The sequence below is a fragment of the Anaerotruncus sp. AF02-27 genome (assembly GCF_003465835.1).
In the GTDB taxonomy this organism is placed as follows: Bacteria; Bacillota; Clostridia; order Oscillospirales; family Ruminococcaceae; genus Anaerotruncus; species Anaerotruncus rubiinfantis.
Window position 1 is genome coordinate 66,712 of record NZ_QSBX01000011.1, and the last position, 15,395, is coordinate 82,106.

General features: G+C 55.1%; 11 protein-coding genes and 2 pseudogenes. 7 read left to right on the plus strand and 6 right to left on the minus strand.

All coding sequences use genetic code 11. The features are described from left to right. Positions 1-26: 26 nt before the first annotated feature. Positions 27-1,016, minus strand: a complete 990-nt coding sequence (locus DWV16_RS10380; protein ID WP_066456500.1) for a dihydrodipicolinate synthase family protein — start codon at positions 1,014-1,016, stop codon at positions 27-29. Positions 1,017-1,034: 18 nt separating this feature from the next. After that, positions 1,035-2,207 (minus strand): pyridoxal phosphate-dependent aminotransferase, encoded by a 1,173-nt coding sequence (locus DWV16_RS10385; protein WP_158572846.1) that lies wholly within the window; start codon positions 2,205-2,207, stop codon positions 1,035-1,037. Positions 2,208-2,477: 270 nt separating this feature from the next. Between DWV16_RS10385 and DWV16_RS10390 the strand changes: the two genes are divergently transcribed. Beyond that, positions 2,478-3,182, plus strand: a complete 705-nt coding sequence (locus DWV16_RS10390) for a FadR/GntR family transcriptional regulator (protein WP_066456496.1) — start codon at positions 2,478-2,480, stop codon at positions 3,180-3,182. An 87-nt stretch (positions 3,183-3,269) separates the two neighbouring features. Here DWV16_RS10390 and DWV16_RS19610 read toward each other — a convergent pair. Further along, positions 3,270-3,424 (minus strand): annotated as a pseudogene (locus tag DWV16_RS19610) (transposase); the annotation flags it as partial. Between the two features lie 506 nt (positions 3,425-3,930). On the opposite strand from DWV16_RS19610, the gene DWV16_RS10400 reads away from it, so the two are divergent. From DWV16_RS10400 to DWV16_RS10420, 5 genes are all read left to right on the plus strand, one after another. Then, positions 3,931-5,115 carry a mandelate racemase/muconate lactonizing enzyme family protein gene (locus DWV16_RS10400; protein WP_066460288.1) on the plus strand — a complete coding sequence of 395 codons (1,185 nt, stop codon included), beginning with the start codon at positions 3,931-3,933 and terminating at the stop codon, positions 5,113-5,115. Positions 5,116-5,171: 56 nt separating this feature from the next. Further along, on the plus strand, positions 5,172-6,263 hold the full coding sequence (locus DWV16_RS10405; RefSeq protein ID WP_118479087.1) for a TRAP transporter substrate-binding protein: 1,092 nt from the start codon (positions 5,172-5,174) through the stop codon (positions 6,261-6,263). Positions 6,264-6,352: 89 nt separating this feature from the next. Next, positions 6,353-6,922: a TRAP transporter small permease gene (locus DWV16_RS10410; RefSeq protein ID WP_066456477.1), complete on the plus strand. Its 570-nt coding sequence runs from the start codon at positions 6,353-6,355 to the stop codon at positions 6,920-6,922. A gap of 3 nt (positions 6,923-6,925) precedes the next feature. Further along, a complete protein-coding gene (locus DWV16_RS10415) occupies positions 6,926-8,200 on the plus strand; it encodes a TRAP transporter large permease (RefSeq protein WP_118479089.1) in 1,275 nt (424 codons plus the stop codon). Between the two features lie 144 nt (positions 8,201-8,344). Beyond that, the gene (locus tag DWV16_RS10420) at positions 8,345-9,856 is read left to right on the plus strand and encodes a CoA-acylating methylmalonate-semialdehyde dehydrogenase (protein ID WP_118479091.1); all 1,512 of its coding nucleotides are present in this window, start codon (positions 8,345-8,347) and stop codon (positions 9,854-9,856) included. A 131-nt stretch (positions 9,857-9,987) separates the two neighbouring features. On the opposite strand, the pseudogene DWV16_RS10425 reads toward DWV16_RS10420, so the two are convergent. From DWV16_RS10425 to dctP, 3 genes and pseudogenes are all read right to left on the minus strand, one after another. After that, a pseudogene (locus tag DWV16_RS10425) lies at positions 9,988-10,214 on the minus strand (transposase); the annotation flags it as partial. Positions 10,215-10,532: 318 nt separating this feature from the next. Continuing rightward, on the minus strand, positions 10,533-11,669 hold the full coding sequence (locus tag DWV16_RS10430; protein WP_118479093.1) for a CdaR family transcriptional regulator: 1,137 nt from the start codon (positions 11,667-11,669) through the stop codon (positions 10,533-10,535). After that, positions 11,650-13,746: a TRAP transporter substrate-binding protein DctP gene (gene dctP / locus DWV16_RS10435; protein WP_118479095.1), complete on the minus strand. Its 2,097-nt coding sequence runs from the start codon at positions 13,744-13,746 to the stop codon at positions 11,650-11,652. The genes DWV16_RS10430 and dctP overlap by 20 nt, the downstream gene beginning before the upstream one ends. Positions 13,747-14,184: 438 nt before the next feature. Between dctP and DWV16_RS10440 the strand changes: the two genes are divergently transcribed. Then, positions 14,185-15,279 carry a TRAP transporter substrate-binding protein gene (locus tag DWV16_RS10440; protein WP_118479097.1) on the plus strand — a complete coding sequence of 365 codons (1,095 nt, stop codon included), beginning with the start codon at positions 14,185-14,187 and terminating at the stop codon, positions 15,277-15,279. Positions 15,280-15,395: the final 116 nt, after the last annotated feature.

Sequence of the window (15,395 nt, forward strand, 5' to 3'; positions counted from 1 at the left end):
GTTCCGCGGGCGGTTTGGGGTCCGGATCAGACCAGCTTGAGGGCGCGCAGGATCTCTTTGAGTTCATCCCGCTCCTTGTCGTTGAGGCCGGTGAGCGGCAGTCGCATATGTCCGCCCGGCAGGCCCATCAGGCGCATGGCCTCCTTGAGCACGCCGAAACGCACATTACCTTCGCCGTAGATCGAGCCGCCCGGCTTGGTGGCAACGCCAGTGTCGCCGCGCGCGGCGGCGCAGCGGCCCACGAAGGAATAATACGGGTCCATCATATTAAGCAGCGAACGGATCTCGTCGAAATCGTAACGCTGTGCCGCTTCGTACATTTTGATCGGATATTCCGGGAAAAAGTTGCCGAACGGGGTGACCAGGCCGTCCGCGCCGTACGGGAACTGATAGGCGTACCACTGCTCGCCGAAACCGCTGTGGATCGAAACGTCGGTGCCTTTGAGCGCCTTGACCATCGAGTTGAAGAGCATCAGGTGCGGGGTGTTCTCCTTGACGCCGCAGATCTTGCCGCCGAAGTCATCAATCATCTTGCGCATCAGCTTGCCGTTGATCCAGGACTGGGAGAAGGCAGGATTGTTATAGACGATGATACCAATATCGACTGCCTCTGCAATATGTTTATAATGCTCGTACATGCCCTCCGGGGTCGGGACGAAATAATACGGATGAATGATTTGTACGCCGTCGGCGCCGACCTCCTGCGCAAATTTGCACATTTTAACCGTTTCATAGGTACTTGCACGGCCGGCGCCCGCGATGACCGGATGCGCGCCCGCAACCTCTTCGACACAGGTCTTGAGGACCGTCTTGTGCTCCTCTTCGCTCATCGAAGCGAATTCACCGTTGCTTCCGCACGGGGTGATCGTGCATTCGACATTCTTGACCTTATCGAGGGTGAACCGCAGGTTCTCGCGGTAGGAATCAATCCGGAGAGTACCGTCCTCATCGAATGGGGTCACATTTACAAAGCAAACGCCCTTCATATGTTTTTTCAGTTCAGCAGGTGTCATCATGACAAATTTTCCTCCTTGTTATTTTATTAAGCGTGTAAGCATATCTTCCAACCGGGCGATGAATTCCCGCAGGTTTTCCATGCTGCTTGCGTAAGAAATCCGGATATTCGTATCATAGAAGGAATCGAAAGCGGTTCCGGGGACGGCCGCAACCCCGGCGTCGGCGAGCAGCCGTTCGGCAAATTCCCTGCCTCCCAACCCGCCGCGAACGACGTTGGGATAGATATAGAAGGTTCCCTTCGGCGCCGCACAGGGGATACCGAGTCGTTCGAAAGCGTCCAGCAGAAGCCTGCGGCGCTGGCTGTACTGCGCAAGCATCCGCGCGCAGGCTTCTGCGCCGTTTTTAAGCGCCTCGACGCCGGCATATTCCGCGATGATGTTCGAGCTGGACATCGAATACTGATGGATCTTCACCATGGGAAGGATGAACTCCTTTGGCGCGGCGATGTAAGCCAGCCGCCAGCCGGTCATCGCATAAGCCTTGGAGAAGCCGTTGATCGTGAGGGTGCGTTCGCGCATCCCATTGATCGAACCGATCGAGACATGCTCTGCGCCGTCATAAAGCAGCTTCTCATAAACTTCGTCCGAAAGGACTAGGAAATCCTTTTCGATTGCAAGCTGTGCGATCTGCTCAATCAGTTCGCGCGGATAAACCGCGCCGGTCGGGTTGCAGGGGCTGTTGAGGATGAGCAGCTTTGTCTTGTCGGTAACTGCCTTGCGCAGGTCGTCGATGTCCGGCAGCCAGCCGCCCGATTCCCCGGCATGCACCAGCACGCTTTTCGCGCCGACGATGCGGGCAAGCTGCAGATAGGCGATGTAAGCTGGCTCGACGATGATCACCTCGTCGCCCGGATCGAGCAGGGCACTGAAAACGAGGTAGAGTCCTTCGGCGCAGCCGGAGGTAACCAGCACCTCGGTTTCGGGATCGTAGGCGATCCCGTTTTCTGTTTGCAGCTTCTCGGCAATGGCGTTTCGCAGCGCGGGAATGCCGCGGTTCGGAGCGTAATGGGTTTGGCCGCGGTCGAGCGCGGCCTTTGCGCTGGCGATGATATTTTCAGGCGTGGTGAAATCGGGTTCTCCCAAATGCAGGCGGATCACATCGCGTCCCTGATCCTCCAGGACCTTGATCTTCTCACCGATCCCACGGATCCGTGAAAGCTCGACGTGGTCCAAATGACCGCTTACACGCATAAATTCCCTCCTCTGTAGTTGAATTGCGCCAGACATGACACATGACATGTTTTGCCTTGATTATAGCATTGATAATCGAATTGTCAAGGTCAAATGGAAAAAAGATTTTGTCGACGATCCCCAAAATAAAATTTCAACACAAAATTTTGCAGGTAGACTTGCAAAATACAAAATCATCATGTATGATAAACATTGATATGACATGTCTAACGGCGAGCTGCGAGCTCCTGAAAAGACGAAAAATCAGTTATAAAGGAAGTATCTGGAGCTATGGCCAGACCGTTATTATCAGAAAAAGTAGCAGATAAAATCAAGCAGATGATCATTCATGGGGAACTTCCGACCGGGGAGCAGATCCCAAGCGAACAGGAGCTTTCCCAGCGGCTCAATGTTAGCGTGCGCACCGTTCGCGAGGCGGTGAAGGCGCTGGTGTCCTGTAATATCCTTGAGATCCAGCGCGGGATCGGCACCTTCACCTGTGCGGATCCTGGGCTCGGGGACGACCCGTTCGGTTTTGAATTCATGGATACGAACGCGCTGTATCCCGACCTGGTTGAAATCCGGCTGATCCTTGAGCCGGAAATCTTTGTGCTGGCCGCCCACCGCGGCACGCAGGCGGAATTCGAGGCTGCCGCCGCTGTCCTCGAACAGGTGCGCATCGCCAACGAAAAGCTCGGACAGGGCGACAATGCCGACGAACTGATCGAACGGTTCTGGACCTACGATATGCAGTTCCATCAGTTGATCTATCAGGCAAGCCACAACGCCGTTGCCAATCGGATGCTTCCGCTGATCACAAAAACGCTCTATCAGCTTTACCGCAGTGAGCTTTTCCGGAAATGGCGCAAATCGAAGAATTTTTACAGCCGTCACCAGATGATCTTTGAGGCGGTCCTGCGCAAAAACGACGAGGAGATCCGCAAGCTCTGTCGGGCGCATATCTCCTCCGGTACGACCGAAGGCGGCCTGCTTTAAGCGGCTTGATCCAGTCATCCCCCTGGCTAAGCCGGAGGTTTGCGTAAGCCCTAGAAGGGCTTACGACGGACAATCCCACTAAATTGTTGGTATACTTATGAGTATGTGGATGTGATCCGGACATGCAGTCGCCTCTATGATTCTCCCCTTTTCTGCCCACATAGTTTCCCGAGAATTTCTCCTATATTCGCTTTGATTTCTCGAAATATCACTTGACTGCGATATTTCAGAGCAAATACTATGTGGTCGTGACAGTTCTACTTCGTATGCTTTAAACTGTCTATGTCTTTCTCTGTTATAAAAAAGACCTCCCCGATGTTTTGTTAGGTTGGCAAACCTTAACTTTAATCCATCGGGGAGGTTTTTTTGTCCATAAATAAAGCCCTTCCTTTCCACTGGCGGAGCCGGTGGTTGCCGTATGAACAGGAAAACTGCGTGGATCTCTTTGCAGCCATGCGGTTTTTTGTTTTTTTATTTCTACGGAAATTTTCTGCAATTTGTCACAATATTTCGTGTTCCCTTTTAGGTATTAGTCATAATAAATAAAATTATCATTATAATTATAAAAAATTTATTGACTTCTTCAAATTCCGCGCTTATAATCTAGACATGACATATGACATGAGACGCAATAACCAACCCACACGCGCAATCCCATTGGCAAAGATGCCTTTTCGCACCGACCGGTGTCCTGCAAAAACCCGAACAAAAATAATCGGAGATGACGATGCAGAAAGGATCAAAATTTATGAAGATTACCAAGGTTGAAGTACTCCGCGTCAAAACCAATCGACCCAGCTGGCGGCCGATATTCTGCCGCATCCACACCGACGAGGGCATCTATGGCGACGGCGAGGCCGCAATGGCTTATGACACCGGCGCGCCGGCGGCCTACGCAATGATCAAGGATCTGGCCCCGATGATCATCGGCATGGACCCGATGCAGACCGAATGGATCTGGGAGCGGTTCTTCCGCACCACCTTCTGGGGCCTCAACGCCGGCCCGGTCATGTATTCGGCAATCGCCGCGATCGACATCGCCCTCTGGGACATCAAAGGCAAGGCCTACAACCGCCCGATCCATGAGCTTCTGGGCGGCAAACGCCGCGATTCGGTCCGCTGCTACGCCAGCCAGCTTCAGTTCGGCTGGAAATGGGGACAGATGCTCCATGAACGCCAGCTCAAACCGGAACAGTACGCCGACGTCGCCAAAGAGGCGGTCGCGGAAGGTTATGACGCGCTGAAATATGACTTCTTCTCGTTCGACGAAGAAGGCAACACCATCACGGTGGAGGAATACACCCGCCTGCTCCAGCCCAAATACCTTGCGATGATCGAGCGCCGCGTCGCGGCCGTACGTGAAGCGGTCGGCCCGATGGTGGACCTCATCGCCGAATGCCACTGCCGGCTCGACGCACAGAGCGCTGTGCAGGTTGCAAACCTCATTGAAAAATACAACATCCTCTATTTCGAGGAGTGCACGATCCCTTCCCCCGAACTGACCAAATATGTGTCCGACCGCATCAATATCCCGCTGGCCGGCGGCGAGCGCATCTACACCCGCTGGCAGTTTCGGCCCTACTTCGAGAACGCTTCGCTGCAGGTTATCCAGCCGGATATTGGAAACTGCGCGGGACTCACCGAAGTGCGCAAGATCTGCGACATGGCGCATGCCTACGACATTAGCGTCCAGCCGCATACCTGTGCCAGCCCGCTTTCCACCTCGCTGGCGCTGCACCTTGAGGCGGTCATCCCGAACTTCATCATCCATGAGCATCACTGCAACAACCGCATGAAGTTTAACCACGGACTGACCAAATATAACCCGCAGCCTGTCAACGGCCGTTTCGAGATCCCGAACGAACCGGGCATCGGCAACGAGATCTCCGAAGAGGCGTTCAGCCGTGCGGAGGAGTACGCGGTAATCGAATAAGCGTTTAGGACAAGGAGATAAAGTACACCCGAAACCCACATTTAAGGAGGATAAAAATGAAACGTATTATCGCGATTGCCCTGACTATCTGCATGATGCTGGCCATCTTCGCCGGTTGTTCCTCCGGGTCCGGAAACAATGCCACAGCGCCCGCGGGATCCACCGCAGCACCCGCGCAGAACGCGGCCGCGGACAACGCTGAAACCATCGTCATACGCGTCAACAGCGCCATCAAATCCTCAACCGTCGAAGAGACTGCGAACGGACTCGGAATCCTCCAGTTCGTCGATAAGGTTCGCGAGCGCACCGACGGCAAATATGAGATCAAACTCTTCATGGACAGCCAGCTCGGCGGTTCCTCCGAACAGGTCGTCGGCGGCCTGCAGAGCGGCGCGTTCGAGATGTGCACCCTGGCACTTGGAAGCTTCGGCGAATATACCAACGCCTTCATGCCGATGAACTTCCCCTACATGTTTTCCTCCGAAGAGGTCATCCACAAGGTGGTTGACGGCGAAGTCGGCCAGCGTATGCGCGACGACTGTATCGCCGACACAGGCATCCGCCCGCTCGCATTCACCGAGCTCGGCTTCCGCCATATGACCAACTCAAAACGCGTCATCAAATCCCCTGCGGACGTAAAGGGCCTGAAGATCCGCACAATGAACGACCCCTACCAGATTTCGGCGATGGAATCGCTGGGCGCAGCCGTCACCCCGACCGCCTATTCCGAACTGTTCACCGCGCTGCAGCAGGGCGTGGTCGACGGACAGGAAAACCCCTGCCAGAATATCTGGACCGAGAAATTCTATGAGGTTCAGGATTACATGACCCTGACAAAACATACATACACCCTGCAGATGCTCGGCATCGCGGAATCCTACTTCCAGTCGCTGCCCGTAGACGTGCAGGAAATCCTGCTCGAAGAGGGCCGCAACTGTGAAATCCGCAACCGTGAAGAGCTCGAAGCGATCGACAATGCACAACTCGAAGAGCTGCGGAAGGTGATGGAGGTCACCGAACTGACACAGGAGGAGTTTGACGCTTTCCGTGAGGCCGCTTCCACCTCCTGGGGGCCCGCGAAGGAGGCCATGGGCGAAGAATATTTTAACCTCCTGATGTCCGAAGTGGAAAAGTACGAGAAGGAATAATCCAGATTCAAAACGTACAGGCGGGAACAGGCCGCCCGACAGCGCGGCCTGTTCCCCAAAAGACAATCGAAAGGAGGTAGTCGTCCAACATGGAATCCAAAAAGAAAATCTTTTGGAATGAGTTCATCAACCGGTTTGAGCTTTATATCGGGGCGGTGCTGTTTCTGGCCATGATGGTGCTGCTCACATGGCAGGTCGTCACGCGCTATCTCGCCCGTGCCATTACCTGGACTGAAGAACTCTCCTGCATCATGCTGGTGTGGATGAGCTATCTGGGTTTTGCAGGCGCCATCACCACCAGAAAGCACCTGCGTATCGATGCCTTTGTAAACGCACTGCCTTTTAAGGTAAAAAAGATCGTCCTGATCCTCTCGAACCTCATCAACGCCGCGTTTGCGGCGATGCTGATCTCCCCGATGTATAATGTCATGATGAGCTTCCAGAAGATCGATGCGACCTCTCCCATCCTCAAGATTCCAAAAGTGTTCACTTTCAGCATTCTGCCGGTCAGTATGATCCTCATCCTGATCCGTACTCTTCAGGAATGTGCGCGGTTGGCCGGCGAGGAGGAAAAGACTCTGGGCGTTGGGAAACCGGCGCTTGATCTGGACGCCATCGCGCGGGAAGGTGAAATGGAACGAGAAGGGAGGGAGGCATAGCTTATGGCAATACTCTTTGGAACCATGGCTGTCTGTCTCCTGTTAGGCGTGCCGATCGGCGCGGCCATTGGAGCAGCCATCCTGATGCTCAATCTTCTGCAGCCGTTCACGACGATGGAATATATCACTCAGTACATGTATTCCGGCGTCAGTTCGTTCACGTTGCTTGCGCTGCCGTTTTTCATCATCTCGGGTAACCTGATGGATACCGGCGGCATCTCCAAACGGCTGATTAAAATTGCCAACAGCCTGATCGGAAACGTTGTCGGTGGACTGGGTACGGTCACCGTTCTGGCCTGTATGTTCTTCGGAGCGATCTCCGGTTCGGCAAACGCCACCGTCGCGGCGATCGGCATCATCATGATCCCGCAGATGGTCCGTGCGGGCTACAACAAATACTATGCGGTCGCCCTGGTCACCGTGGCCGGCGGTCTCGGCTGCGTCGTGCCGCCCAGCTATCCGCTGGTTATCTACGGCATCACGAACAACCAGTCGATCAGCGACCTGTTCCTGGCCGGTATCGGTCCGGCGCTTCTGGTCGGCGGCATGCTGATACTCGTCAACTACTGCATCAGCCGCAAATACGGCTGGAAGGGTTCCGGCGAACCGGTCAGCATCAAACGGTTCTTTATTGCGCTCAAGGATGGTATCTGGGCAATCTTCATGCCGATCATCATCCTGGGCGGCATCTACGGCGGTATCTTCACTGCCACCGAAGCCGCGGTTGTCGCCACCGTCTACAGCATCCTGGTGGGCATCTTTATCTACCGCGAGCTGACTCTTAAAAAGATCTGGAAGATGTTCTTCGACACCACTGCGGCGATGGGCGGCATGAACTACACGATGGCCACCGCCGGAGCGCTCAGTTCGGTGTTCGTATATCTCGGATTTGGTGAAAAGGTGCAGAATTTCTTTTTCGGCATCTCGGACAGCACCTTTGTCATCATGCTGATTATCTTTGCGATCCTGTTTATTGTCGGTATGTTTGTCCAGACAACCCCAACTATCATCATTGTTTCCCCAATCCTTCTGCAGATTGTCACTCCGCTGGGGATCCACCCGATCCAGTTTGGTCTGGTCATGACCCTTTCGCTCTGCATCGCATTCGTCACGCCTCCGGTTGCGTCCAACCTCTTCGTTGCACAGTCGATGACCGGCCTTGACGTTGGAGGCATTACCAAATGGGCCCTCCCGTTCATCCTGGTGCTCTTTGTTGCAATGGCGCTGGTCGCATTCTTCCCAATGTTCAGCATGGGAATCCTGGCGCTCTTCCGATAATTTTATTTGATATCTCCCAAAACCATTTACCCTTGAATTACCCCCAAAAGGAAAAGAGTTGCTTTGGCTCTTTTCCTTTTGGAGCGGTTTTCTGCGGCTGTTTTGCCGCGGTGATACATCATTAATAGTAGTGAGGCGATAACAATGTCTGAAATAAAAACCCTGCGGCCCTACATCAACGGACAGTATGTCCAGTCTAAAACGGAGAAATATACCGACGCGTTTAACCCAAGCACCGGAGAGGTGATCGCGAAGGTGCCCTGCTGTACCCCGGATGAGGTGGAATCAGCGGTGGCAAGCGCGAAGGCAGCCTTCCCGGGCTGGTCGGCGACGCCGGTCGCAAAGCGGGTACAGATCCTGTATAAACTGCGGGAGCTGATCGTGGAGCATATGGATGAGCTGACCTATCTGGTCGCGCTCGAGAACGGCAAGAACTGGTCGGAGGCGCAGGGGGACGTGCTGAAGGCCAAAGAGGGAACCGAACAGGCGATCGCGGCGCCCAGCCTGATGATGGGTGAAAGCCTGATGGATGCCTCAAAGGGATACGACACGGTGCTCTATCGGGAACCGCTGGGTGTCTTTGCGGGAATCGTGCCGTTCAACTTCCCAGCGATGATCCCAATGGGCTGGATGACGCCGATCTGCATCGCCTGCGGCAACACGATCGTGCTGAAAGCGGCGACCTTTACGCCGCAGTCGGCGCTGCGGTTCGCGGAGCTTTATCAGGAAGCCGGGCTTCCGGACGGAGTCATCAACATCATAACCTGCTCGCGGCATGAGGCGGAGATCCTTCTGCGGCATCCGGACGTCAAGGGCATCACCTTCGTCGGATCGACATCGGTTGGCATGCACATCTATTCGACTGCGGCCGCGACCGGCAAGCGGGTACAGGCGCTCTGCGAGGCCAAAAACCACGCGCTGGTGCTGGACGACGCGCCGGTGGCGCGTGTGGCGGCGGGAATCATCAACTCGGCGTTCGGCTGCGCGGGCGAGCGATGCATGGCGCTGCCGGTCGTGGTGGTGCAGGAAAGGATTGCCGATAAGCTGGTGGCGGCGCTCGTGGAACAGGCAAAGAAGCTGAAGCTCGGCCCGGCATATGACAAGGAGACAAACCTGGGGCCCGTGATCAACGCGGAGCATAAGAAATCGGTGATCGAGTGGATCAATAAGGGGCTCGAAGAGGGCGCGCAGATGGTTCTGGACGGCCGGGAAGCGATCGTACCGGGTTTTGAGAACGGCTTCTACCTCGGACCAACCATCCTGGATCATGTGAAACCGGGCATGACGGTGGGCGACCGCGAGATCTTCGGACCGGTGCTCTGCATCAAGCGGGTCCAGACCTTCGAAGAAGGCTTGGAACTAATGAATGCGAACCCGTTTGCGAATGGATCGGTGATCTTCACACAGAACGGTCATTATGCACGGGAATTCGTGCGGCATACCGACGGCGGCATGGTCGGGGTAAACGTGGGGATCCCGGTGCCGATCGGGATGTTCCCGTTCACCGGGCACAAAAACTCGTTTATCGGGGACCTGCACTGCCTGGGCAAGGACGGCTATCGGTTCTACACCGAGACGAAGGCGGTCACGACCCGATGGTTCGACGAGGAAGAGAGCAAGAACACGGTGGTCTCCACCTGGGACGGTACCATCTGATTTTTACAGATAAGCAGTACAAAAATAAGTACCCCCGGCGTAGCTGGGGGTATTTTACATGCGGGCAAAGCCCTCGATTTCTCGCTTACACCTCAAACGTGTAATACGGTCTGCCAGCTTCGCAGAGATTGTTACTTTCCGCCTGTAAACGGGCTAACCTCACTCACCGTTAACTGCTCACCCAGCTGATCTTCTTTTAACTGGTTTTTGATATATTTCGCTATTCGGCTTGTGTTTTTCCCGCCGTGTCTACATCGTATCCACGACACCAAAATTCCCGACTTCTATACTTGTACTTCAACTCGCCGAATTGCTCATATAGCATCGTGCTGCTTTTCCCTTTGTGGTATCCCATGAAACGATGTCCTTCAGACCCACCTGAATATCCTTCCTTTGTCATTTTCGCCTCCATTATTGGCAGTAGCCTCCTTTTGAACCACTCGCTAGGCGAGTGGTTTTCTTTATACAATAAAGAGAGGCTGCTTTGCAGCCTCTCTTTTACCAAAGTAAAGTTTGAGCCGATGCCGTCTGCCGCACAAGCATCGGTGGTACTGTATGCATCCGTATCGCGCCAGAGCACCAGAACGAACAGATTGCAGCTCTTAAGGAATTATGAGCGCATATATCTAGCCTTTTACCGAACCAAGGCGATGCGGCTTCCCGTTTTGTAGCGGGCTCAGCCGCCGCTGGCTGGGATGGAATCCCAGTGATAAAGGTGCAGATAGATATTCAGCACCATCAGGGTAAAATAATCGCTGTCGCGGTTGACCGGGTCAAGGCGCAGCGTTTTGCGGATTTGGCGAAGACGGAAAGCAAGGGTATTGCGGTGGATATACAGCGTGCAGGCGACCTTATCAAGCGCCATCTGATGGCGCACCAAGGCGTCGATTGTCTCAGCCATCCAGGAGGAACGTTCAATGACTTTGACCTGGCTGGCAAAAAAATGATCGAGCACCTTGGGCGGCAGCTGGGAAATCTCGGTTTCGAGCAGGTAATCGTCGTAAAAGTGAACCATCTGGTCACGGCCGAATCTTTTGGCAAACATCAGCGTCTTTTGGGCGATGGTCAAACAGGCGACGTAGCGCCGGATTTCCTGCACCGGGGGGCTGACGCTGACCTTTGCACAAATATGGTATTGGGTCTGTAACAGGGTGCACAGTTCCCCCAGAGATGGCGCGAAACGCTCACGCAGGGTGCCGTCCTGCGGGCGGCCGAGAGCCTTGCAGATTGCAATCTGGTGGTCGTTGCCCCAGCCGATGATATCCTGCTCCGAAAAGAACGGCAGTTGGCGGATTTCGGCGGGAAGGCCAAGCATCGCGCTGTCAAGCAGCCGGTCGCTGGCCTCGGCGGCACTCAGTTCGATTAGAAGGATCACCCGCGGCAATTCAAGATCATAGCCCTGTGCCTTGGCGCTGCGGGTAACATAGGAAACGTCCTCGTCGCTCGAGATACTGAACAGCGATTTAAGCAGTACCGAGCAGGGTGCGTTTTCGATGCCGAGTTTCCAGCGGATACTCTCCTGTTCCTGAAGAATTTTTATATAATTTTTGGCGAAGGCGTAGAGGGTATCCGGGTCCTGAATATCGGAAATTTTACCGTCAAAGGCTACCGCGCCGTGGCTGGGCACCGGGATGGCGGCGGTGAAATGGCTGCCGCGGAGAATTTTGGGCGGATGCGGGCTGGCCGAAAGCCGCCTGCTGGGCGACCCGGGATAGCTGCAAATGCGTTTGCCTGTGGTATCAAAGGCAGCCACCTCCAGCTGCGGATAGGTTTCCAGCAGCTTTTGGGTGATCTCATACATCAAATGATCCATCCAGCAATTCCCCTCCTTCCTCGGTTTTCCGCAAAAAGTCCAGATAGAGCTGGCGATAGCTGGAGGACAGAATAAATTCTTTTGCCGCGCGCCGCCAGGGGAGGCTTTCCTTCTGGGAGGGGATGTGGATACCCACCCCTTTTTCCAGGATGGCCGGCTTGGCCGCCGCGGTGATATGATAAAACGAACTGCTGTTCCACGTAACCGTCTGCTGGATCGAGCGGGAAAGGGTCTGCTGCTCACTGACCGAAAAGCGGTTCCAAAAACGCGAGGAGGTCAGCAGGACGTTGCTGTCAAACAGCATATTTAACTCAAGCAGATTGCGATGGGATTCATACAGCCGCATATCATAAAAATTCTGGTAGGGATTTTCCTGCACATCGACCAGCGCGCTGTCAATTGCGTCGGTCAGCTTGTCGTAGCTGATGTAGCAGGGTTCCGCCCCCAGATAACGGATGAACGCATCCAGCAGCGGTTTTCGCATAATCCGCACGCTGCGCCCGTTGAGGTCTTGCGGCTGGCGGATGGGCAGCTCTGAGCGGGAGGTAAAATAGCGCCAGCCCATGCTCCAGAAGGCCAGCCCATAAAAGCCGCTGTCCTGCAGCGGCGCTAGCAGCTGCTGCCCCACAGGGCCATTGAGGATTTGGATGGCCTGATGGGGCGAGGGAAACAGGAACGGCACGTCCACAATCGAAATGGCATCACCCAGCAGCGGCAGCAGCATCCCCGCCTGGCCAACGCAGAAGTCAATCTTGTCCTGCCGGAGCATCTCCAACAGCAGGGCGTTATTGCCGGAAAGCCCCACCGTCTGCACCTCGAGCTGGATGGCGCCGTCACTGTTGCGGGAGATACACTCGGCCAGCCAGTCATAAAGCTGCGTGAGGATGCTCTTGCCCCGGATGATTGAGCCGGCGCGGATGATCGTCCTGCGGCGGTGAAAGAGCGCATACTGCCGCGCCGTGACCCGGTCCTGCCGGTTTTTGGCCGGGTCCAATTTGGTTAAAGTATCCATCTTGCTGTACCGCTGCAACAGGGTGTTGCGGTGCAGGCACATCGCCCGGGCGGTCTCCTGAAAATTCATGTTGTAGCGCGAAAGGGCGCACAGCGTCTGCGGCAGGTTGGAACGGCTGCCTGTCAGTGGGGCGAGCGGGGCAAATTTTTCAGCAAAATAACTGTCTGGCAGCAGGCTGAACAGGTAATCGGCAATATGGTCGGTTACAAAAAGGATCCCGCGGTCCTCGGTATCAAAAAAATCGAAGTGGTTTGCGATAAAACAGGCTTCCTCATAGCTGTTGCGGATCTCGGCAAGTTCGTTGTAGCAGCTGCCAATGCTGACCCGGAACTGCCCGCCGTCCATTCGCTGCATCATGGCGAGCACCGCCTGCGCAAAGGTGTACAGGTATTCCTCCGGGAAATCGCTCATTTCGGGCGGGATCATCTTGAGCAGCACGATCCGTTTGAGGTTGAGCAGGTCGAAGATGTCATCAAAATGGTAGCCGGGCGCCATCGCGATGGTTTTGGAAAAAAGGTCCTTGCGGCTGACAAGCGGCGTCTCGCGGCGCTCTCCCAGCTCCTGCAGGGAGTCGTCCAGCGGGTCGAAGAGCATGACCACCCGGTTGGCCGAGACGGGATACTGCCGGCGGATGGCCTGCTCGCGCAGCGCCACATTCTGATAAGCGTTCGAAAACAGGATCTCCCGCACAAACGAAAGGTGCTCATCCGACTCGAAAAACAGCTGGGCATGCAGGTTATGTTCCTGCAGCAGCAACAGCAGCAGGGTACGCACCGGCGCAAGCAGGCCGTCTTGCCCGGCAGCCTCCATAAACAGCAGGATGCACAGCGGCTGCTGGTCCTCACCCTTGAGCACCGCGTATTGCGCGCCATACGAACCGGCAATCTGCCCGCTGCGCGCGGGGTCGTCCAAACATTGCCGCACCACCATCTGCGCGAAAGGAGCGCGAATCGGATGGGTGCAGGCCAGCGGCTGCCCTTGCGGGCTGAAGAGCGCCACCGGGCAGGGCATACATTCGGATAGATATTTTGCACAATTCAGATAAATCTGAGAATCCAGCTGCATAGAATCCCCTCCCCGTTTGCGCCATCTCCCGCCCTGGCAAATGTGTGCAATCTACATCAAATTTTCATTATTTACAAAAAAATTTCTGCAATACTACTAAAATAGTGGGCATCTGTTTCTATTATACGGGCAATCCAGCCAAAAAACAAGCGGGGGAATGACTTTTATGGGCACTCAGCACAGGAATCAGACGAAAAAATAATGATTATTGACATTTTTACGAGAAATCGCTTGGAAATGACCCGAAATACACAAAGAATTAGTGGGAGTTTTGTGAAAAATTCGCCGAATTTACAGGCTTATGGATATTCAGCACAATTTTATGATGTGGTTAATTGACCCACTTGACCGTTTACTTTTACTTCCGGATCACGCTAGAATAAATTTGTTAAGGGACGCAGAACCTCTGCGGCTCCAAAAAAGAAGGAGGAAATGAAAATGAAAAGAGGACTCTCTCTGATCCTTGCACTGATGGTTAGCTGTTCGATGCTCCTGTCGGGTTGCGGCGGCAGCAGCCCGGCTCCCGCCAGCAGCGCCCCGGCCCCGGCCAGCAGCACGGCGGTTTCCGCCCCGGCGGACGCGGCCAGCGGCGAGGCCGACCACACCCAGGGTGATCCGGTCACCATCAAAATCGCGCATGTTTCGGCCGATGGAGTGCCCATCGACGAGTTTTGCGACAAACTGGTGGAGGACTTTGACAACCTGACCGGCGGACGGATCACCGTGCAGGTGTTCCCGGCATCCCAGATGGGCAACAACAGTGAACTGCTCGAACAGCTGCAGTTTGGCACGCTGGAGATGTGTATCTCCTCGGTCGCTTTCCTGGGCGCGTTCACCGACACCACCACCCTGCTCGACCTGCCCTACCTCTTTAAAAACGAGGCCGCAGCCGAGGAGGTTCTGGACGGCGAGGTCGGCCAGTCGATGTTCGCCGATCTGGAGAACTCCGGTTTCCACGGACTGGCGTGGCTCTCGACCGGCTGGCGCCACCTGACCGCCAACAAGGAGATCCACAAACCGGCTGATCTCGCGGGTCTGAAAATCCGTGTGATGGAAAACCAGATGCACATCGCCCATTTCAACGCGCTGGGCGCGTCGGCTGTCCCGATGGCCTTCTCTGAGCTGTACACCGCGCTGCAGAACGGCACGATGGACTGCCAGGAGAACCCGTGGGCCAATATTGACGGCAACCGCCTGTATGAGGTACAGAAGTATATCATTGAGACCGGACACATCTATGACACCTCCCCGCTGCTTGCCTCCAAGTCCTGGTGGGATACCCTGTCCGCAAGCGATCAGGAGCTGATCACCCAGGTGATCACCGAGGGGCTAGCCTGGGAGCGTGAGCTGAGCGCAAGCAACCAGGACGAACTGCGCGAGAAGATCGGCAGCAACGGCACCAACCAGGTCATCCAACTGACCGATGAGGAACGCCAGGCGTTCCGCGATGCGGCGCAGCCGGTCTACGACGAGTACGGCGCACCCATCCAGGATCTGATCGACACCGTTGAGGCGGTCAACGCGAAATACTAAGTTTTTTCGGTAACTCGCGGGTGGCTTTTCTCAAAAAAGCCACCCGATTTCTTCTCTATCATCTTTATCGCCACATGCGTCCCACGATCCGCGCCGCATGTGGCCCTTTTTCAAAA